Annotated in this window: 13 protein-coding genes; all 13 read right to left on the bottom strand. The window is 43.4% G+C overall.

Features of this window, described 5'->3' with window-relative positions; translation table 11 throughout:
- Nucleotides 1–99: 99 nt before the first annotated feature.
- On the bottom strand, nucleotides 100–1,764 hold the full coding sequence (locus tag QVP94_RS16955; RefSeq protein WP_008779011.1) for a RagB/SusD family nutrient uptake outer membrane protein: 1,665 nt from the start codon (nucleotides 1,762–1,764) through the stop codon (nucleotides 100–102).
- A gap of 18 nt (nucleotides 1,765–1,782) precedes the next feature.
- Entirely contained in the window at nucleotides 1,783–5,223 is a 3,441-nt protein-coding gene (locus QVP94_RS16950; RefSeq protein ID WP_022193058.1) for a TonB-dependent receptor, read from the bottom strand.
- Between the two features lie 142 nt (nucleotides 5,224–5,365).
- Complete coding sequence (locus QVP94_RS16945) at nucleotides 5,366–6,349, bottom strand: FecR family protein (protein ID WP_005860187.1); 984 nt, start codon at nucleotides 6,347–6,349, stop codon at nucleotides 5,366–5,368.
- A 75-nt stretch (nucleotides 6,350–6,424) separates the two neighbouring features.
- The gene (locus tag QVP94_RS16940; protein ID WP_005860189.1) at nucleotides 6,425–6,967 is read right to left on the bottom strand and encodes an RNA polymerase sigma factor; all 543 of its coding nucleotides are present in this window, start codon (nucleotides 6,965–6,967) and stop codon (nucleotides 6,425–6,427) included.
- Nucleotides 6,968–7,416: 449 nt separating this feature from the next.
- Complete coding sequence (locus QVP94_RS16935; RefSeq protein ID WP_005860191.1) at nucleotides 7,417–8,331, bottom strand: endonuclease/exonuclease/phosphatase family protein; 915 nt, start codon at nucleotides 8,329–8,331, stop codon at nucleotides 7,417–7,419.
- Between the two features lie 35 nt (nucleotides 8,332–8,366).
- Nucleotides 8,367–9,209: an endonuclease/exonuclease/phosphatase family protein gene (locus QVP94_RS16930; RefSeq protein WP_005860194.1), complete on the bottom strand. Its 843-nt coding sequence runs from the start codon at nucleotides 9,207–9,209 to the stop codon at nucleotides 8,367–8,369.
- A 13-nt stretch (nucleotides 9,210–9,222) separates the two neighbouring features.
- The gene (locus QVP94_RS16925) at nucleotides 9,223–11,052 is read right to left on the bottom strand and encodes a RagB/SusD family nutrient uptake outer membrane protein (protein ID WP_005860196.1); all 1,830 of its coding nucleotides are present in this window, start codon (nucleotides 11,050–11,052) and stop codon (nucleotides 9,223–9,225) included.
- A gap of 20 nt (nucleotides 11,053–11,072) precedes the next feature.
- A complete protein-coding gene (locus tag QVP94_RS16920) occupies nucleotides 11,073–14,636 on the bottom strand; it encodes a SusC/RagA family TonB-linked outer membrane protein (protein ID WP_005860198.1) in 3,564 nt (1,187 codons plus the stop codon).
- A gap of 224 nt (nucleotides 14,637–14,860) precedes the next feature.
- On the bottom strand, nucleotides 14,861–15,865 hold the full coding sequence (locus tag QVP94_RS16915) for a FecR family protein (RefSeq protein ID WP_011967150.1): 1,005 nt from the start codon (nucleotides 15,863–15,865) through the stop codon (nucleotides 14,861–14,863).
- A 399-nt stretch (nucleotides 15,866–16,264) separates the two neighbouring features.
- Complete coding sequence (locus tag QVP94_RS16910; protein ID WP_005860201.1) at nucleotides 16,265–16,831, bottom strand: RNA polymerase sigma factor; 567 nt, start codon at nucleotides 16,829–16,831, stop codon at nucleotides 16,265–16,267.
- Nucleotides 16,832–17,218: 387 nt separating this feature from the next.
- On the bottom strand, nucleotides 17,219–18,124 hold the full coding sequence (locus tag QVP94_RS16905; protein WP_022193057.1) for a hypothetical protein: 906 nt from the start codon (nucleotides 18,122–18,124) through the stop codon (nucleotides 17,219–17,221).
- Between the two features lie 1,096 nt (nucleotides 18,125–19,220).
- Complete coding sequence (locus QVP94_RS16900; RefSeq protein WP_005860205.1) at nucleotides 19,221–20,171, bottom strand: Dyp-type peroxidase; 951 nt, start codon at nucleotides 20,169–20,171, stop codon at nucleotides 19,221–19,223.
- Nucleotides 20,172–20,383: 212 nt separating this feature from the next.
- Nucleotides 20,384–22,582, bottom strand: coding sequence for a glycoside hydrolase family 3 C-terminal domain-containing protein (locus tag QVP94_RS16895; RefSeq protein ID WP_022193056.1), 2,199 nt, complete (start codon nucleotides 22,580–22,582; stop codon nucleotides 20,384–20,386).
- Nucleotide 22,583 lies beyond the last annotated feature (1 nt).

The following is a 22,583-nucleotide window of genomic DNA, read 5'->3' as shown; positions in this document are numbered from 1 at the left end:
CTAAAAGGTACTTCGCGAGGGTGAAAAGCCATTTCTTAGATCTAAAAAGGCATTTTACACCAGTGCAAGGCCATTTTTACCAGAATATAAGGCATTACCCTACCACCCCGGGTTGTTCGGAGCCAAGTTCGGGTTCAGATACAACTCATCCAACGGAAGGGAATAATAGTAATGCTTCGGGGTCACAAAGTTACGATTCTCCGCCGGTTCCACAATCAAGAAACCATTTTCGTCTGTCAAACCGGGATTTCCCTCGTTCAAGACATCCAAGTTCTCGTATTCCGAACCTTTCAGCTTAATACCTTTTATGGCACCTATCAATTCCGTCTCAGCCGTCTTCCAACGTCTCAAATCATCCCTGCGGAAGCCTTCGAACGCTAACTCGATCGTACGTTCCCGACGGATCTCCGTCCGCATATCCAACCCATTGCTCTTCACGAAAGCGTTGGTCAAAGGAGGCATCTCCACGCCTTTCCGGGAACGGATCACATTGATCGTCTTGTTCAAGATGTCATCGCTGATCGCCCCGTCTTTCTCGTAAGTGGCCTCAGCCAATATCAGCAATACCTCCGGATAACGGATGATGTGATAATCATATACATCCTTGTCAGAAGGAACGGAAGTCTCCGCCATATATTTCCACAACTTATAACCCGTACGTGTCTCGGGACGTATGGTAAATTGCGGCGGGCAAGTCAAGGCGCCGTCTTGCGGACTGATATAGTCGGTTCCGGGCATCAAGAAGGTCTGTTTCATACGAGGATCACGATTCTCGTATTCGCTCTTGATCGTGGCATATCCCTCAAATCCGGAATTAGCGTTCTCAATTGGCAATCCCGTACTCTTACACAAATACATATCTGCCAGCTTACGGGTAGGCGTCCCTCGCCATCCCCAATATACAGGGCATGCGTCGCTATGGTGGCGGATATCCGTCTCGTACCGACTGTCGAAGATACCTTCTTTTGAATTATCGCCCGCATTGATAAACAAGTAGCGGTAGCTCTCCTCACCAGAGCCTTCATATAAAGCATACTCACCACTATCGATCACTTTTGTAGCGGCATCGATCGCTTGTTGCAACAACTGCTGATAGTCCGAACGGTGCTGGTGATACTTCGCCCACGTCCCGGCAAACAAGGCAACCCTCGCTTTCAACGCCAAGGCAGCGCCTTGGGTTACACGTCCCGCCTCATCCGAGCTTAACTCACTTTGCAAGGGTAGTTTAGAATACACCTCGTTGAGTTCCGACAAGATGAAGTCTTCCACCTCCTGTTGCTTATTCCTAGAACCATACAACTCCGGGGAATCTACGGTAAGCACCTTCGTCAAGATAGGGATATCGTTGTATTTCGCCATCAACCGAAAATGCGAGTAAGCACGGAAGAAACGGGCCTCAGCCACATACCGCTCGATCTCCGAGGGATCGCCCTCGTACGTCTGGCTCTTCTCGATAATCATATTGCTCTGACGCAGGTCTATGAAAGTAGAGTCCCATAGGGCATCCGTATTCGGGGCGATCAACGTACCGTTGCTCGTCGTGTTCTCGTTCAACTCATAGGCGATATCGCTATCCGTATCCTTCGTGCCGAACGTCTCGGTACGTGTGTAGAGCCAATTGACCTCTTTCTCGAAATCATCCGGGGTTTTCCAGAATAGCTCGTCCGGCATATTATCTTTTGGCAACAGGTCTATATCTTGGCAACTTGACAAGAACAAAGCGGAAACAATAAAGCTTCCCAATATTATCCGATAGTTTTTCATGACTTTTCGCTTTAATTTTTAAAATACGACATTTATACCAAATGAATAATTACGGGTAAACGGATAGGAGGTAATGCTACCGCTGTTCTCCTCCGGGTCCCAACCATTTGGCGTGTTATGTACCTCAAATAAATCCTCGCCGGAAAAATACACCCGCACCTTCTGCAAACCGGCCTTCGAGGTCAAAGTCTGCGGGATCGTATAACCGAACTGCAAGTTTTTCAAACGAGCATACGCAACGTTAAACTTCGTGTTCGTAGATACATAATAATTGTAGTTTCGTTTATCCTTCAACGTGATCGCCGGATACTGGGCGTCCGTTCTTTCCGGGGTCCAAGTCTTTCCATACCAATACTCGGCGGATTGATACCATGCCTCTGGCATCGGGCACCGGCTCTCCCCTTCCAAGAACATCGTCCTACGGCCGACTCCTTGTATAAAGGCGCTCAGATCGAATCCCTTCCAAGCCATACTCAGGTTAAAGCCGAAATTATAACGAGGGTTCTTGTCACCCAAGTATTTCACGTCACCGGAGCCTTCTTTACCATCACCTAATACGGATAGCTTCCCGTCTCCATCCAAGTCCTTGTACATAGCGTCACCTACGCTCAAGTCACCCGGGATACCTCCTTCTGAGAAACGAGATTTATACGCCTCCAATTCTTGTTCATTCTGGATGATTCCATCAAATTCATATCCGAAATAGGAATTCAACGGATATCCGGTCGGAGTCTCGTTATTACCTAATTTGATCAGGTTACTTCCAACCCGATCCACGACTTTGTTTTTCGCGTCACTGATATTAAAGCGAACCGAGTAGCTGAAATCCTTGATCTGATCCCTCCAGCCTAGAGAGATTTCCCATCCATGAATACTTAAATGGCCGCTGTTCGTGCTCGGAGCGTCCGCACCTAACATAGAAGGATAGGTCTTCGGGATAAGCATGTTCTTATTCTCTTTCCAGAAGTAGTCGAACGATCCATATAAACGGTTATTGAGCGTCGAGAAATCAAATCCCACATTGGTTGTCTGGATCGTCTCCCATGTACGAGAGGTAGAAATAATATTTCCAGACGTAGCCATTTGTCCTTTCACGCCAGTCCCGAAAGGATAATAATCGTTCGATAAAGAGATTAATTGAATATAATCATACAATCCGATACCGGACTGATTACCCATCTCTCCGTAAGAAGCTCTTACCTTCAAGTCCTCGAACCAACCTAACCGTTTCATGAAACCCTCTTCTCCGACACGCCAAGCCGCGTTTACACCCGGGAACCATCCCCAACGGTGATCCGGATCAAAGCGGGAACTACCATCCGCACGGATCGTTCCTTCGATGACATATTTATTGGCAAACGTATAATTCACTCTGGAAAAGAAAGAATTAATCGTCCACTGATTTCCCTCGCTCCAAGCGTTTTGATCTTGAGCGCTACCCAATTGCAAAGACATATTTTCTTGTTGGTCGAAGTTAATACGCTTCGCCGTGAACCGATCATAGTTCTCAGACTCATGGGAAGTACCGACCATCACGCTTAAATCATGCCGGTCATTGAAGTTCTTTTTATAATCGGCATAGAGCGTGAAGTTCTTGGATAAAGTTTTCTGGTAACGACGCTCCGCACTATTCGGCGTACGTTTCTCCCGAACCTCGTTATTATCCCAATCGTAATTGATGATTTTCTTGTTCGTCACGTTCTCATCCTGATCATACTTACGGATCACGGCTTGCCCCACCAATTGTAATCCGTCGATCACTTTCCAGCGTAATTGGTTGTTGACCGTTATATTACCTGTAGTCTTATTCACCATACCTCCCTCTTCCAATACTTGGGCCGGATTATCAAATCCCTCGAATGTATAGAAAGTTCCTGACGGATTGTACATCGGAGTCCAAGAGCGAGTCTTATAAATCAGCTCCCATATATTTTGTCCTTCCGTCAAACCCGAGGAATAGTCCCTGTTGCTTGCCTCATAAGCTAAATTAAGATCGTAAGTCAAGTTCTTGAAGATCTCGACGCTCGATTTAGCACGTACGAAGTAACGCTTGTTCACATCCTCACCAAATTTAGGGATACCTTCCTCACGCTGATGGCCTAAAGACAACATATACGAGTATCTCTCTCCACCGCCGGAGATATTGACATTGTAATTCTGCATATTACCATTGCCAATAAGCATATCATTCCAGTCTTGATCCTTGAAGAATTGCGGATAACCGGTCCAACGCCCCCATTCCGCATCGGGCAATACCAGATCACTATTCTGCCGGATCAATTCCAATTGGTCTCTCGTGTATTCTGGAGTGAATGATCCATCCGTGATCTCCAAGGCCATCTCCGCATGTTGTAATAGATTCGCAGGTTTCCTTAACAACGCAGGAGTCTTAATAGAGTAATATGCATCAAAAGCAACAGATGTCTTCTGATTGCGCTTACCACTTTTCGTTGTCACCAGAATAACACCATCCGAGGCACGAGCACCGTAAATAGCGGCCGTACCATCTTTCAATACGGAAATATTCTCGATATCGGAAGGGTTGATCATATTAATATTTCCCTCCGCTCCATCAATCAAAACAAGGGGAGTACCACCGTTGATAGAAGAGACATCACGAACCTTCATGGTCATGTCCGAACCCGGAGCGCCTCCGGTACGTGTAATCGTCAAGCCAGGTACTTCTCCCTGCAAAGCCTGAGCCGCATTCTGAACCGGACGAGACTCAAACGCTTTTGCGTCGGCCGTAGATACGGCACCACCCAAGTTCGCTCTTTTTACCGTACCGTAACCGACAACCACAACCTCATCCATCTGCAAGGCATCTTCCCGTAACTTCACGTTCAAATTCGCTTCCTTGCTGGGACGCAATTCCGTCATGGCATATCCGATGTAAGAGATTTGAAGGACACCGTTTTCCGATACCTCTATCGTAAACTTTCCATCAAGGTCCGTAACCGTTCCGTTGGTAGTACCTTTCTCAACTACGTTCGCACCGATAATAGGTTCTCCATTCTCGTCGGTCACTACACCTTGCACTAAATTCTTCTTTTGCAAAACGGCTTGTGAGGAAGGGGCAGTTTTCTCGTTTTTTGTAGAGGGATTAATCAAGATGAAATTATTCTCCGTAATCTCATACTTTACGCCTTCCCCTGCAAAAAGACGCTTCAAAATGGTTTCCACCGTCTGCTCTTTCACATGTACAGATACTTTTTTATTCAGGTTAACCTTCTCGCTCTCGTAGATAAAACGGAAGCCAGACTGTTTCTCTATCCTGAAAAGAACCTCTTTTATTGTCTGGTTATTAACGTCCAAAGACAACTTTGTCTCTTGCGAATAGACAGAGGCCGAGATCTGAAGTGAACATGCGATAGAGAATAATGTCGTCAATCTCATAATAGACAAAGTTTTTTTAAGGACCGGAGACTCTTCCGGCCTTGCTATATTCCAAAAATTCATATATTTGTAATTCGATTGTTTGTTAACACTAGTGTTACGAGCACTAATTTTAATGATCAAAAAGATGACGGGGAATGTTCCAGCATTTCCCGTTTTTCATGTGTATTCATGCGATTCTTGTTCTTTACTTCATAGGCAGACTTTATTTAGAGGTTATACTTATATTTTTTCCTTTCACGTTATAACTTATATCACTCAATCGGGATAGTACACCCAATATATCCGTTATGGTTTCCTCCTGTATGACTCCATCGTAATGTATGCTATTCCCCAAATCCTTTTGAAGATGGATGGTTACATCGTACCTCCTCTCCAGATATTTACAGACGGAAGCTAGCGGCATATGATCCATATAGAGTTTATCTTCCAGCCAACTGTACGAATGAGATAACACGCCCGATACCGGTCTCATCCGGTTGGTTTGCTTATCGAAAACCGCCATGTCTCCGGCGTTCATTAGTAATTTCTCATTCCCATGATCCAGCTCGATACAACCTTCCACCAACGAGGCTTCAACTGTTTTTTCATCCGTGTACGCTTGCAAATTAAAAGAAGTACCATGTACCTTTAAGCGCAATCCATTGTTCATCTTGATCACGAACGGTATCTTGTTCTTCGAGACATCGAAGAAGCCCTCTCCTTGGAAATTCACTTCCCGGATCTTCTCCTTCGCGTTATAGGAATACGTAATATCAGATCCAGAATTCAGCTTAACAACGGAACCATCCGGCAAGACCACCTCCGATCGGCTTCCGTAATCAGCGGTCATTCGAACCAACATTTCCGGCTGTTTATCAAATACTCCCATTTTCGAAAAACCAAGGACAAGCAATAAAGTAGCTGCCACTCCTGAAATAATATATCCGATATTCACCAAGCGTTTCCGCTTATTATATCTCTTCTTATTGATACGATCGATCTTATCCCATGCGTATTGAGCATTAAAAGTTTCTTGCTCCAGATAAGAGCCTGTTTCTTTCCAGATCTCTTTATACCGTTTAAAATCTTCTTGATTAGACTCATCCTCAGCCAACCATTCATCCAGAACCGGATCCACGATCTCCTCATTCATCCTCTCCGATAAATGGTCAACGATGTGTTCTCCTATTTGCTTTTTCTTCTCCATGAGTCTAGTCTTTATTTAAATGACACCACAAATAAAAAAAGGTCCTATACGAACCTTGAAAATTTTCTCATTATTTTATACCTCCTTCATCTCCAGACATTCCTTCAACTTCTGTAAAGACATCCATATTTGATTTTTAATTGTTTTCACGGATATAGATAGTTTCTCCGATATTTCTTTCTGCTTCAACCCTTTTACCCTGTGAAGAAGTAACACTTCTCTACTCCGACCCGGCAAATGGTCTATACAATCATAAAGAGCGATCCTAAACTCTTCTGTTTCCAGTTGATTATCCTCATAGGATAGAAGTAATAAGTCTTGATTCTCTGATAAACTTCCCGTCTGCACCTTTGATCGGATAAAGTTCAAGGCCAGATGTTTAGCCATCCGATATAAATATCCTGATACATTTTCCTTTATCTCTATTCTCCCCCTATTTTTCCATAAATTCAAGAAAAGCTCTTGAACAACATCCTCCGCATCATTTCTATCCATCAATAGACTATACACATACTGACAAAGACGCCCGTAATAACGATCAAACAGTTTATTATAACTGATATAATCATTATTTCCGATCGCTAGCATTAAGACCTTATCGGCATGAACTTCCTGCATATAATCTTCATTTATCATGAATATTCACAATCGTCTTTACAGGTAAAAGAGTTTCGGCAAGACTATGGCTAACAAAAAGAAGAACGAAGATATAAAGCGAACAAATTCAGTTTGTAACCGAAGTTTAAAAAGATGCTTAGTAAAGAGATCTGAGATTTCAGGAAAAGGAGAACTGGATTATAAATATATGTGGTAGAATAATTTACAGTTTATCAACAAAACCATAGTCTTGCCGAGACTCAGTTGAAATAGATCTCAGAAGGATATTTTACAAGAAATTAATCCTGCCTTTCCACAAATCTCCTGTGACGCAAAAGTAGGAAAATTATTATTTGATTGATTATTTTATCATTCTTTTCATATAAGATCATCTTCCCTTTTACTCCCCAGCAAATAAAAAGGGAAATATCTCACGACACTTCCCTTTTACCATGAATCTTATGTTTGAATTATTTTACTTCTACTACAATCATCACAGGGAAATGATCAGATGGAACACGAGCTACATGTTTTTGCATGGAGACCTCCTTCGGAAAATTCGCATTTTGCTCATTCTTCGCATCTTTCGCTTCCGAACGATATGTATCCGTCAAGACACCATATTTTTTCACATCAAACTCTTTCGTAAGGAATAAATGATCGATACGACTGTCTGTTTTGCGATCCGCATGGAAGGCATTAAACGTGCCGTTGGGTACATACCGGAAATCCGCTATCTGATAAGAATCCCGCATAATACCGGAATTGTCCAGTAATAAGTAGGATTCATTATGTTGATCCACATTAAAATCACCTGTTAGAATCGCCGGTAGCTTCTCCGGAAATTCTTTCAACTTCTTAAGGATAAGTTTCGCGCTTTCCGCACGGGCCTGTACACCAATATGATCCATATGTAAGTTAAAGAACAAGAAAGTAAAGCCGGTTTGTTTATCCCGAAATTTACCCCATGTGCAAATACGGGGAAGAACGGCATCCCATCCCTTATTAGGGCGATCGGTTATCGTAGACAACCAAAAGTCCCCATGATCGAGCACCTCGAACTTTCCCGTACGATAAAATATGGCAGAATATTCACCAGCTTGCTTACCATCATCACGTCCTACCCCGATATAATCATAACCGGGCATCGCATTCTTTAGATCTTGCAACTGATGATATTTACCTTCTTGAGTCCCAAAGATATCAAAACCATGGAACTGCACCAATTGGGCAATGTAGGGATAACGTTGTCCCCAGCCATTCCCATTCGTCGAGTCTCCCGCATTCGCATTACGCAAATTATAGGTGGCTACTACCATTGACTCCGCTTGTAACGCAAATACGGAACAAAGGACAAATAAAAAAGAATAAATTAGCTTCTTCATACCTTTTATCATAAAATTAAATCCACATCAATAAATTAGAACTCTGCCTCTATCATTATCGGGAAATGATCCGAAGAGAAATGCCCATACTGGCACTCGTTCAAAGTCCCATATTTATTTACCTGAATACCTTTAGTGACGAAAATATAGTCAATCCGGTTTTTCATCGGGGCATTCAAATTGAATTGGTTTGTCGTTCCTACCGTCCCATAGGGTGGTGTTTTTGAGATTTCCCGTGAGTCCAACAGTAAACCATCGGATTTCAGTATTTGTATAGGCTCAGAATCCGGCGTACCATTGAAATCACCTACACAGATAGCAGGGGAATCCCCCGCTATCTTTTTAATATTAGCCAACATTATCAAAGCAGACTCATGACGTGCCACCTTACCGATATGGTCAAAATGAACGCTGAAGAAATAAAATTCCTTTCCCGAAACCTTATCCTTCAACTTCGCCCAAGAACAAACCCTCCGGCATTGCGCATCCCAGCCAAAAGAAGGCTTATCCTGTGTCTCCGACAGCCAGTAATTTCCTGAGTCCAATAATTTAAACCGATCTTTCTTAAATAAAACCGCGGCATGTTCCCCAGCCTCTTTTCCGTCATCCCGGCCTACGCCGACATACGTGTACGTATCATCTTTCACTAATTCCTTCACTTGGTGAATCAACCCTTCTTGAATCCCAAAGACATCAAAATCATGGAAATGAACCAAAGATACCGCCATGTCTTTGCGGTGTACCCATGAATCATCCTTATCCCCCTCATTATCATACCGCAGGTTAAAACTACCCACGTTCAGTTTACACTTCTGTTGTCCGGATATCCCTATGCAGAAAGTAAATAAAGAGATAAACACTATAATTAAGTTTCTCATGATACCCCCTTGATTACCAGCCCGGATTCTGGCTTAGATTCGTATTGAACTGAATTACTACCTCCGGTATCGGATATAAGTACTGACGAGCCGGCCAGCTACGTCCGGCGTAATTATACTCCATCAAATAACCTCCTTGAACCGGCTTCACGTTAAGCACATTACTCTTATTTGTACCCACATAGACACCAATCGCAGCATACTTCTCATCAGCGATCTTATCCGTATCATAGAAATAGGCATCATAATTACCATCGCCATTCACATCCAACGGTTGGTTAAGTGATGGGATAAAGATACCTTCCCAAGGATCGTTCACCCAAAGATCGCAACAATTCCAACGTTTCAAATCATTTAGGCGCAAACCTTCCAGACAAAGTTCAATACCACGTTCGCGACGGATCTCCAACAAGGAAGGATCAGAGATCGTCGGGTAATAAGAAGCGATATAAGGCTCTGCGGATGACGGACGGGTTGTCAATGTACCTGTCTGTGGTGTGCCTCCCGTAATTCCCGCACGAGAACGAAGCGCACCTATCGTAGCCGCCCAATCCGCATCAGTCAGTTCGCCTAATTCAGCCTTAGCCTCAGCATAGTTCAACAAAACCTCAGCATAGCGCATGATAGGAATGTCATTATCATTCGTAGCCGCATCATCGTAAGCCACGTCATCCATGGCAAACTTCGTAAACTGATATCCCGTCAATGTATGTCCCGTAAAATTAGCCGCGGTCGGCTCATAAACACCAGAAGCATTCTTGCGGGTATAATCCGCTCCCCGGATCGTCTGGTTCAAGCGGGTATCACGTCCTGTTGTCTCCTCCACGAAATTCTTATAGCTTCCATCCGCTTTTTTCTCGACATAAGGCGTACCATCCGCATTCAAGTATGACAGCATAAATTTACGGCTCATGCATAAGTGTGGTCCGTAAGTAGAGGAATTATACCACCAATTCTGCTCACCCAGTCCTAACACCTTGTCAGTCTCGATAGCCATCATTACCTCCGTGGTAACGGCCTTATCGGCAATGAAAAGTTCGCGATACGCTCCACGGCCATCGCTATAAGCACCCGAAGTATAAAGTTTGTACGGTCCGTTATCCATAACTTCCTTAGCCGCCTCAGCCGCTAGTTTATATAAATCTTTGGCCGAATATTCCGTACATCCCGTACGAGCGATATCCAATTGGTCAGCGGCATGGTATTTACGCCAAGCAGCCTCAAACAAGCAAACACGAGATTTGAAAGCGGCAGCTGTCCATTTATTTACGATCGTTGAATTATGCGTGACATCCTCTTCCAATATATTCGTATACGCATAATCCAAATCCTCCAAGATATGCCCGATAATCACATCACGTGTATCACGCGGGTTATAAAGATCCGGGTCTTCAGCCTCGTTAAATACCTTATCAATCCAAGGTACCTCGCCATATTGTACCAATTTATCAAAATAGAAGCGAGCACGGAACAAGCGTGCGATACCATTATAATTGTCACGGATAGTCGTGCTTAGTGACTCATTCACGTTATTCTCCAAAAAGAAATTTATATTACGAAGAGCGGACCATGACCAACTCGTCGCGCTATTCGTAGTATAAGCGCCAACCTCCATACCACCCAAGGAATTTTTCACCCCATAATCTGCCGTAGCATCACGCCGGAAAGCGCTTCCTCGGGAAGGCAAGACATTGTAAAATGAGTACGTATACGTCTTCAAACCATTCTCGGAGCTAAACACCATATCCACAGAAGCCTCCGACTTTGGTTCCTCATTCATCTCGCACCCCGAAAATACAGCCAAAAGTGCCACCAGACCGCTTAATAGTATATTCTTTTTCATTTCGTATAATCTCCTATTCTTTAAAATGTAACATTCAGGCCGATGCTGAACGACTTCATCATCGGGTAATTATATCCATCACCACTATTGCTGGAGGTCAAGTCCTTATCCGATTCACCGATATTCGATACATTGACATCCTTGGAATACTTGTAAAGCGGAGACCATGTAAAGAGATTTTCCCCGGAAAGGTAAATTCCCACATTTGTCAAATGCAATTTTTTAATCCATTCCGACGGTAAATTATAGCCAACCTGTATGTTCTTCAAGCGTAGATAGGCCGCATTCATCAAATAGCGCGTGTTAGCGTTCTTATGACCTCCATAGAAAGGCGCATAGTAACCAGCGTAACGAGGCAAGAATGCATCCGGGTTCTCAGGAGTCCAATAGTTTCCCACATGCCAAGAAGGCATCTGGTTATACGGGCGATTGTATTGCCCCCAGAACGTAGAGGCTTCATTAGACGGATACCAATCCTGCTTACCCACTCCTTGGAAGAAAGCACTCACCCAGATATTGTTCCAATCGGCAGAAAGCGTAAAGCTATAAATATAACGAGGCTCCTCGTTACCGATGATCTTACGGTCGCCCGGATCATCTACCGTATTCTGTCCACGATCAATATAACCGTTGCCATTTAAGTCTTCAAACTTAATATCACCCGGATACAACTTATAGGTTTTCGATGTTTGCATGAGCGGATTATAATAGGATTGTCCCGCAGCTTTCGCGGCAGCCTCAGCCGCATCGATACTGGCTTGGTCCTGCCACAAACCATTGGATACAAATCCCCAAATCTCACCGATACGCATCCCCTCATAATAATTCTTGTCGAGTGATTGATTCGCATACTCGCTCAATGACTTATTCGCATTATTAAACCTATCGATCACTGAATAGTAATCTGCCAATGTACCCTTGATGCTATAATTAAATCGCTTACCAGCTAAATCAAATCCATCTCTCCATTCCAAAGACAACTCATAGCCATAAGTAGACATATCCGCATAATTACCTTTCGGAGAAGAAGCACCGAACACATCCGGCACGGTCGGACCATTCACGATCATATCAGTTGTTTTACGGATATAATAATCTCCACTTACGGTCAAACGATTATCAAAGAATCCTAAATCCGCTCCTATATCATACGTCGTAGCGGTTTCCCACGTCAAGTTGCCGGGAAGAGCCGCCGGAGATGACATATAATTCTGCCGCAAACCGTCAAGAATATAATCAGACTTGCTGATACCCAATGTCTGGATATACTGATAATTACTCAATCCGGCCGCATTGCCCAAAGAGCCCCAAGAAAACCGGACCTTAGCGTTAGAGATATGTTCGGACTTAACATTCCACCAAGGTTCTTGCGAGATTCGCCAACCCACGGAAGCCGAGGGGAAGAAAGCCCAACGCTCATCACTCGGGAAGCGGGAGGAACCATCGTAACGTCCGTTTACCTCCAACAGATAACGATCATCAAAGGCATAATTCAAACGGAAGAAAGCGCCGCCAAACTGATAAGCCTTCCATTGTGAGGTAATACTCCGGTTATCAGTACCCATCACCAAATTCATGTTGTCCACGTCGTCCGTCAACAAGTCATCATTATAAGCATAGATGCGTTTGAAAGTAGATTTTTCGTAATTCCATCCAGCCATGGCCTTGAAATAATGTTTCTCGGCAAAAGTTTCCTCAAACTCTGCGAAAAGGTTCGTTGCTAGATAGTTCGTATGATCAGTTGTCTCTGCCAAATTGGAATAGGTACCCGTAATATGTTCGATCTGGCTTTCCCCATCTGCATCAACCGACCGTGCATACGGTGAACGTACTTGTTTCTTGGTCTTCTCTTGCGTCTTCTGTTGATACGTGAAATCACCATTCACACGCAAACGGTCACCCAAGAACTTAGCATTGAATGTCGTAGTATTCTTTAAGTTGGAGTTCTTTGTCGTAATACCGCTACGTCCATAAAGCAAATCGCCTACGGTATAGACGGCAGAATAAGTCATCGTACCATCAGGGTTGAACAGTGGCGATGACGGGTGTCCCTCGTCTGCGATATTTCTCCATACCACACCAGATCCTTCCGAATAGGTAATCGGATTGTAGTATTTATTATGGGAAAACTCAAAGTTATTGTTGATCTTCAACCAAGGAGTTAACTGATAACCTCCCTTGAAACGCATGTTATAGGTCTTGAACTTATCCGTTTGCTCATCGCTATCGAAAAGTCCATCGTAACTATAGAAACGTCCTGACAAATAATAATCAAACTTCCCGTCGGAACCCGAGATGGAAAGATTTTGATTCTGCGCAAAGACACTCTTCTTATACATCAGATCATAATAGTCGGTTCCTTCCGGATAATACACATAACGGCCTTTTGTACCGATAGAGCCATCAGAGATCACCGTCCCGAAATCGCCCGTCTCATGACGGCGCTTATACTCATCCAGCCAAGCCACGGAAAATTGCTGTGTCTTGTTGATACCGGAAGGATTCGCTTGATTGTAATTAAAATAAGCGTCATAAAAATGCTTTGCCCAAATATAACCATCGGAAACTACATCCGGCACATTCTGTGGTGATTGTAATGAATAGCTAGAAGACCATGTCACCTTCGGCTTACCTTCCGTAGCGTTCTTCGTCGTGATCAAAACCACGCCAAATGGAGCACGTGCGCCATAAATAGCGGAAGCGGCAGCATCCTTCAATACGGAAATACTCTCAATATCATTCGGATTTAACATAGAAGGGTCTCCTTCCACACCATCAATCAACACCAAAGCACTACCCCCATTGATAGAACCGGCGCCACGTACGTTAAAATCCGCCGTACGCCCCGGTTTACCATCAGACAAGGAAATATTCAAGTTCGGGACAACCCCTTCTAGCATCTGAGTAGCGTTAGCCGTAGGACGCCCCTCGAATACATCACTAGTCACTTGCTCTACCGCACCGGTCAAATTCACTTTTTTCTGGGAACCATAACCCACCACGACTACCTCATCCAGCTTCTGCGTGTCCTCATGAATAGATATAACCAAATTATCTTTATTGCCTACCGGAACATCTTGAGCCACATAACCAATATAAGAAACCTGAAGTATCGCATTCGGAGTTACCTCAATAGAGAAATGGCCATCTATATCCGTGATGGTACCATTGGTAGATCCTTTCACGACCACATTCGCCCCGATGATTGGTTCCCCTTTCGGGTCTGTAATCGTACCGGTAACTTTCTTATTACCTTGTTGCTGAACAGTTTTTACCGATGATAAAACGATCTGATGACCCGATTTCAATACATAAGCCACATTCGCTTGCTTTGCTATCGCATCCATTACAGCATTAATATCCGCATCTTCCACGTCAACAGAGATCGGAGAATTCAGACCTTTGATCCCATCATTATAGAAAAAACGATATTCAGTCGTTTCCTCTAATTCTTTAATAACCTCCCGCATCGGTCTATCCTTTACCGACAACGATATCTGGGCGGCAATCGCAACTCCGGAAAAGCCCGACAATAACTGGGCATACAAAAGTGTCCGGAAAAAAGAGTGCTTGAAATTACTCATTTTTAAAAGTTTTTTAATAATACATAGATTTTAAACAGGTAACTTTACAAGCAAATCATTTACATATTCTATCTTATTTATAACCGGCTAGTTATTTCCTTGAAGATATTATATACAAGTGATTTTGCTTAAGAGGAAGAAGGGCCTTGCCTTTCTTCTTTTTTTACTACAATCATCTAGCTCATCTCATAGGCTTCTTCTTTATTAGGTTAACACTCAACTTTCTATTTCTCATTTAAATAAATAGTATCACCTACCGACACATACGTAATCGGAGCCGTAAGGCTTATTATTTCAAATACATTATCCAGACTATTATTCCGGATCACCCCCGAGAAACTGTAGCCTTTAATCTTATTGGACAAAAAACGAACTTCAACATTATACATTCGATTCAACAATACCGCGATCTCCTCCAACGACTCGCCAGAGAAGGCCAGTTCATTCGTACGCCAAAGACGGGCATAAGAAGCATTTGTCGGGTGATTAACAGATAATATATGACTAGACTTATTAAAAACCGCACTCTCATCCGGAGACAGAATCACAAACTCTTTTCCAACCACTGTTCGTACACTGCCTTCAAACAAGGTCGTAACCACCTCGTCATCTTCCTCATACGCCTTCACATTAAAAGCTGTGCCTAGCGCCTCGACTTCCATATCCCCCGCATTTACCAAGAAACGGCGCAATGTATCTTTCGAAACTTCAAAATAAGCCTCACCAGATAAAGAAACTGATCTTTCTTTCACGCCATAATCACTCTTATAATTAAGTTTAGTATGCGAATTTAACCATACTTTCGTCCCATCAGGCAGAACCACGCTAGCACGTTGCCCATTATCTGCTGACACCACATAATCCAATGGATCGGATAATGGAACCTGTCTCATATAATACCAATGTGAACCAATTCCAAGGCTTATACATACGAATGCCACCGCCGCATAAGAAAGCCACTTCCATAAGGTATGCGGTTTCTTCTTTATCTCCAAAGTTTTCTTCTCTTGTCTTATCCGCTTTTTAATCTCACAGAACATCTGTCCTTGTAGCTTAGGAGGAAGCTTTTTCCCGGAAGATTCTTCCCATCTAGACATATAAAAAGCCATGATCTCTTCCTTATGATCGGAATCGCTAAACCACGCCAAAAGAGTTCGCTCTTCTTCCGGTGAAGTCTTACCACTCATAAAGCGATCCAATAATTCGATATGTGTATACGTTTTTCTCATCGTGTAATAAGTATATCCCGAAGAAGAGCTTTACCCTTACACAAAAAAATCGAGAGATCCATGATTTAACACAAATTAATATCATACTTATTTTCCGCCTTCATAAGTAAACGGTCGATGTTCCTTTCCGCATGTACGGTTACGAAAAGGATTTTCAATAGAGTAAATGTTTTTCACTACCAAACCGACATAACCTTTGACTGATCAAAACAATACAGATGATAATCATCATCCCAGCCCAAGGCTATTAGTTCTTTATCATCGTTTGTCACGCAAATATTGAATAGTCTTATATCCGTAATCAATCGACAAATACATTTTCCACTCCAATCATATACATACGTATATCCGATAAAACTATCTACCCCTACAAACCACAAGATATTTAATGCTTATTAACTATAAAAAGAGTGTTATAAGGCAAAGAAAGCCATCAGAAGAAAGTCGATCTCGCAAAAAACGCAAAGCCCTACTCAACTGTGTCTCCACAGTCTTTTCAGAGATAGAGAGGCGTTCCGCTATTTCTTTATAGGATAAATGCTCATGACGGCTCAAACGAAATATCTCCCGACGGGACAACGGCAATTCTTCTATCAAGCTATTAATATATTCCCGTAAAGACTCCGCATCAATTCGCTCTTCCATAAGCGAATCAACATCTGATAGCTGTCGTTGTAGGCTTTCCGTCAGTTTCTCGGAGAGTAGCCGATTCTCTGTCTCTTTATAAACTAAGTTACGGGCGATGGTGAATAGATAGGCGTCAAAGTTTTGCTCCACATCTATCGTCTCATGCTTCTCCCAAATCTTAAGAAAAACGTTTTGGGTCAAGTCCTCTGCCATAGATTTTTCATATAGTAATGAGTAAATAAAATGATATACATGCTCATTATATTTCCAGAATAGAGTCTCAAAAGCCTTTTCATCTCCATTCTTCAGATCTATAAGCAAATGTCCATCCACTTTCATATTACATATATATTACATATCCACGCCATACAAATCTTATCTCCTTTCTGCATATTTGCAGTTTTCATATACATGAGTTCTGATGAAACTATGTCGGTTAGTGTAGATGATATGAATGATAAGATAAAGATAATCAGCGGATAACTAAATAGTAAAATTACCGATGGCAGTGGAGAACTAAAGAAAAAACGAACTAGATGGTTGTTATTTAGATATTTATATTATAAACAAGACATGGTCTCATCAGAACCAAGTACAAGGTTACTAATAAATATCCAAATATAAACAAGCATCATTACATATCGCAAATATACAAAAAAATGTAAATACAGTATGAGTATCCTTGAAATCTAGTTAAATTCTACTTGAGGACAAAGAATGTCCTCACTAATTATCCGCTTCGCAAATGATATATTGATAAAGGTCGGAATGTCCGGTTTTATCGATTATCTTATGCTTTTCGAGTTGGAATTTCAGTTGGGCCAAACCAAGAGCGCCAAAGCCGGGAAGGTCTAATAAAGAGTCGAGTCCGTTTTTGAGGGCGTAACGTAGAATATCTTCTATGGTTTCTATTTTCAAGGTTGTAAGGCATTTACGGATATAGGGCGCTAAGGTGAGACGGGTAATGGGTTGGCATATCCGTTTCGCGGCATTTAAGGGAACGGGGGTAAGTGATCGGGGAGATTCGATACATAGACCGTTTTGGAGCGCCTTTTTATATAATCTTCTCAATTCGTATTCCATGTTCCTGTTCTCTATCCACAGACGTTCTATCTCAAGGTCTTGGTTCGTGATTGTTTTCTTGTATTCGGTCAGGAAGCCCATGTTTTCTTGCAAGCGGAGCGATATGACCTTATATCGGCGACAGATTCCGTCGTAGGATATACCACAACGTTTGGCTACGTCTTCTATCTTGGCTCCGGAAGTTATTTCCGTAAAGATAAGTCGGTCTTTCTTGTCGTGTATGAATGTTGATAGTTCGGCGATAATGAGTTTAAGTAGGGGAGAAATGTTTTTAAGGGATCGCAGGCAGAAAAGGTAATCATCGAATTGGGAGATGATCTCGTTTATCTCTTCTTCCTTGTCTTGGATGATAAGTTGTAGGTATAGCTTTTGTATTCCCATACGCTCGATATGGGAAATAAATTCACGTAAATTGGTCAGATCGACTAGGCGAACACCTTGCTTCACGACGTAAGATGTTATTTTTTTAGATATCGCCCATTGCTGGATTTCTTCAGATGGAAAGCCGGTGATACGAGCGGCTTCTTCAATAGTAATAAACTCAGGCATAACTATTTGATTAAAGTAAAACTTATACTATTTATCTTTAAAAAGGGCGTTATTTGGCGTTATATTGAAGAGCTGGCCTTTCATTATAAAATAAAGAAAGGGCGATTGGCTGAAAATATTGTTGACAAAGGCTCGGCCAAGCCTCAACACTCAATAAAATCAGCCGCACGCCCCCCTTATCTGTATACAATAATCTATCTATACTATACAGTAGCATAGATAACACGTATATCTATAAAGGGTTGCGGGGCTTTCTCTGTGCATTGAGTGTCTCGAAAAATTTGGCCGATTTTTGTCAACTCGCACAAATATCGCACGCAACACAAGGCTTCTAACTTAAAAGCCTTTTATTGTCGCAAATATACGTATTAAAAATATTTTAGTCTATGATAATCCATACGTTTTCTATTTTATCATTGTTTTACTACCAACAAAGAAAGAATAAGTAGATAAAAACCTACGCTTTTACCTTTTGCTTTTCTGTCTTAATTACTAGCTAGGCAAATATATGATATATTCTTTAATTATAATTGATTATTAAGGAAAAAATCAAGATGGCAATCCATCAAACAGTACGAAGACTACTACCCTAAAGTTTATGGAATGACCTTACAAAACACTTTTATAGCGCAAAAAAGATTAGGTACATTGCCAAATGGCTTTTTTAGGTAAAAAGTTACCAGTTAACTAACATTTCAAAGTAAGTTAGCTTCAACGGCAAAGTAAGTTAACTTCATTGGCAAAGTAAGCTAACTTAAATGACCAAGTAAGTTAACTTCATAAATCCGGGTTGAAATCCGCAAACGACATACAACACGCGTCTACACTCCCAACACTATATAACCGCTATGGATATTTGAAGTATTGATAATAGGCGGTTTACTTCTGTTATCCGTAACTCCAACCTTATCAGTCAACAAGCCTTTCATTAAAAGATAAGCACATCATGATGGCACGACTGTGCCATCCTAGTGGCACACCATTGCCATAAGGAAGGCACAACTATGCCACGCTGATGGCACTGACATGCCACGATATGGAAAATGATTGGCACTGCGGAAGTCTGTTAACTAGATAGTTAAGGATGGATAAATAATTATTCCCCTAACTTATCAAGCAACTCATACGACGGAACGAAGAAAAGAGTTCCCGTTATCGGCGTGCTGAAGTCCAGCAGACGATCCGTATTGCCTACGGGATCACCGACGAACATATTCTCCAGCATTCGTCGGGTGGTGCTGAACGTGCTGGCATAGGCGATAAAATAGGTACCGTACTCACCTTTGGAAGTATGGGCGAATGGCATGTTAGCACGGACTATTTTCAGATCGTCTCCGATGTTCGTCACGGCGTTATGAGCGTTCTTCGGTTTTTCCTCATCTGATAGCTCAACATCGTTGAATTTACGGCGACCGATGACTTTCTCTTGCTCTTCCACTGGAAGCGCATTCCATGCCACCATATCATGAATGTATTTTTGCACAAATACATAACTTCCGCCCATAAACTCGGGGTCCTCATCGCCTATTACCGCGAAACGATAGGGGTCTTCATCCACGGCAGGATTCTCCGTACCGTCCACGAAACCGATAATCGCCTTACCGTCTCTATACCGAAAACCGTGGGTCTCATCGATCGATTCCACGACACCTCGCAGTTTCTGGTCTATAATGGAGGCGAACTCAAAGCACAGTCCCATCTGCTTACAGCGGATGTGGAATAGTAAATCCCCGGGGGTAGAAACAGCCGTAAGCTTAACTCCTTTGATCTCTTCAAACGGTTGCAATTCTTTGGGGTTTCCTTGCTCCGGAAAGAAGCGTTTCCAAGCATCCGCCCCGAATCCTATCGTACAACTGAATTGCATATCAGGATAGCGATTGCGCATACTACGTATCAAAGCGGAGAAATTAGCGCACACGTCCTTTACCTTATCAATCGTGTCGGGGAGATCTTTTAGAGCATAGACAATGAAAACCGCATTCTCGCCCGGTTTTTGGGTAACATCTTGCGGATAGTTAGCGTTCAATGGATTTTGTAGAGAGTTCATAGCACATCTTTAATTATATTGTTATTATATGGATATAACTCTATAGATGCGCTCTTGTTCAAGGAAATGTAACGAAAAATGTCCTAGCGGTTATTTTTCAATATCTATTTGTAGAGACGGGGCGTGCCCCGTCTCATCCCTTCAAAATAGTAACTAAAGAATACTATCAGTCTGTGGAAGACGGGGCACGCCCCGTCTCTACAACTGGGTAGTTATTTCACCTCCACGCTGATCTTCTGCTTGATATCTGAGGCGGAGGCTCCTAGTTGGAGGATGAACTCGCCGGGTTCTACGACGAATTGGCTTTGTGCCTCACTATAGAAAGCTAAAGAGGATACGGGGATGTCCAACGTGATTCGCCGACTCTCGCCGGGTTTAAGGAATACCTTCTTGAAGCCCTTTAACTCCTTGACCGGACGCATCACGGAGCAAACCGGATCGCTTACATACAATTGGGCCACCTCAGCTCCTTCACGGTCTCCGGTATTGGTTAGGGTGAAAGTCGCTTGGATCGTATCCGCTTGATCGTACGTCTCTTTATCCGTATTCAGGTTGGAATAGTCGAATGTCGTATAGGATAAGCCGTAACCGAACGGATAAACGACCGGAAGCCCCTTCGTATCGAACCAGCGGTAACCTACCAAGATATCTTCCTCATAATTCACTTTCAAATCCCTGCCGGGGAAGTTGCCCAACGCATGCGCCGGAGATTGATCCAAGCTCACGGGAGTGGTGAACGGCATCTTCCCGCTCGGATTCACCTTACCGGATAATACGTCCACCAAGGCATTTCCTCCTTCCATGCCGTTGAACCAAGCCCAAACGATAGCCGGGGAACAAATATCCACGGCGGCCATATTCAGCGGCGATCCGGCGATCATGACCACGATCGTACGAGGATTCGCCTTTACCACCTCTTGAATCAACTCAACCTGTCCGTAAGGGATATCCATATTCAGACGGTCGAACGACTCGGTATCATAATCATGGTTCAAACCACAAACCAAAAGGGCCACGTCACTCGTGCGGGCAACCTCTACCGCCTCTTTCAATAACGCATCGCTTTCCTGTGTCTTGGAAGAGAAAGTACCAGAGCTTTGCCCATTATTGCTTCCCTCCACGAAAGTAGATAGCTTCTCATAACCTTGGGCAAAACGGATATCCACCTTATCGCCCCATTTCGCACGAAGCGCCTCTAATGGAGTTACCTCGTAAACCGCCTTGATCTCGGAACTCAAGCCACCATTGGAATGTTTGCGGGTAGCGTTATCGCCAATTACCGCCAGACTCTTGATCGAGGAGAAATCCAACGGGAGAAGATTATTCTGGTTCTTCAATAAGACAATGGCTTCGGCAGCCGCATCGTAAGTGGCTTGCTGATGCTCTTTCGTATTCATGGAGCCGGGGCCGAAACGTTTTTTCGGGTCCAAGACATTCGTCTTGATCATCACACGTAAGACATCGCCCACCTTCTCGTCCACCAAGCTCATAGGAATCTTACCAGACTTAACAGCCTCGATCAAGGGGTTGGCATAATACCAATCCTCATATTTATCGATCAGCGTGCCCATCTCCAGATCCAAGCCGGCCTCCATAGAAGGAACCGTGCTATGAGCGGCTCCCCAATCGGTTACATATACGCCATCGAATCCCCATTCATTCCGAAGGATCTTGCGAACCAAGTAGTTATTCTCCGCGCAGAACTCCCCACGGAATTTATTATAAGCGGCCATTACCGTCAAGGCACCTCCCTCTTGTACGGCCGCCTTGAAAGCGGGTAAATAAATCTCACGCAAGGCACGCTCGCTACATTCCACATCGACAGTCGTACGGTTTGTCTCTTGGTTATTCACGGCGAAATGCTTTACGCTACAAGCCACGTCACGGCTCTGCAAGCCTTTGATATAAGCGACCGCCAATACGGAGTTCATATAAGGGTCCTCGCTCATATACTCGAAGTTACGGCCACAAAGCGGGGAGCGAATGATATTCACGCCCGGGCCCAGCAACACATCCTTCTTACGCCAGCGAGCCTCCTCGCCCAGCACCTCGCCCCGGCGATAAGCCAACTCCGGGTTCCAAGCGGCGGCGAAAGCCGTGCCGGTCGGGAAATAAGAGGCGGAATCATTTGTCCAACCCGCATACGCCCAATCGTGGCGATTGATCTCCGCACGTACCCCGTGAGGCCCGTCGCTCAAGCTCCACTCGGGAATCCCCAGACGCTCTACTCCGGCAACATAGAATTTTGAGTTACCATGCAACAACCCGACCTTTTCCTCCAAGGTCATCTTCTTAATCAGTTTCTCGATACGTTTCTCCATTTGTACCTTCTCTTTATCCGTGACCTGCGAGCTCGCGGCAGCCGCGTTCAAGAATAGCCCGCAAGCGATCACGCCTATTATCTTTTTCATT

It is taken from the genome of Parabacteroides sp. CAG:2 (assembly GCF_000436315.1).
Taxonomy (GTDB): domain Bacteria; phylum Bacteroidota; class Bacteroidia; order Bacteroidales; family Tannerellaceae; genus Parabacteroides; species Parabacteroides distasonis.
This window is presented reverse-complemented; position numbering and strand designations above follow the sequence as displayed.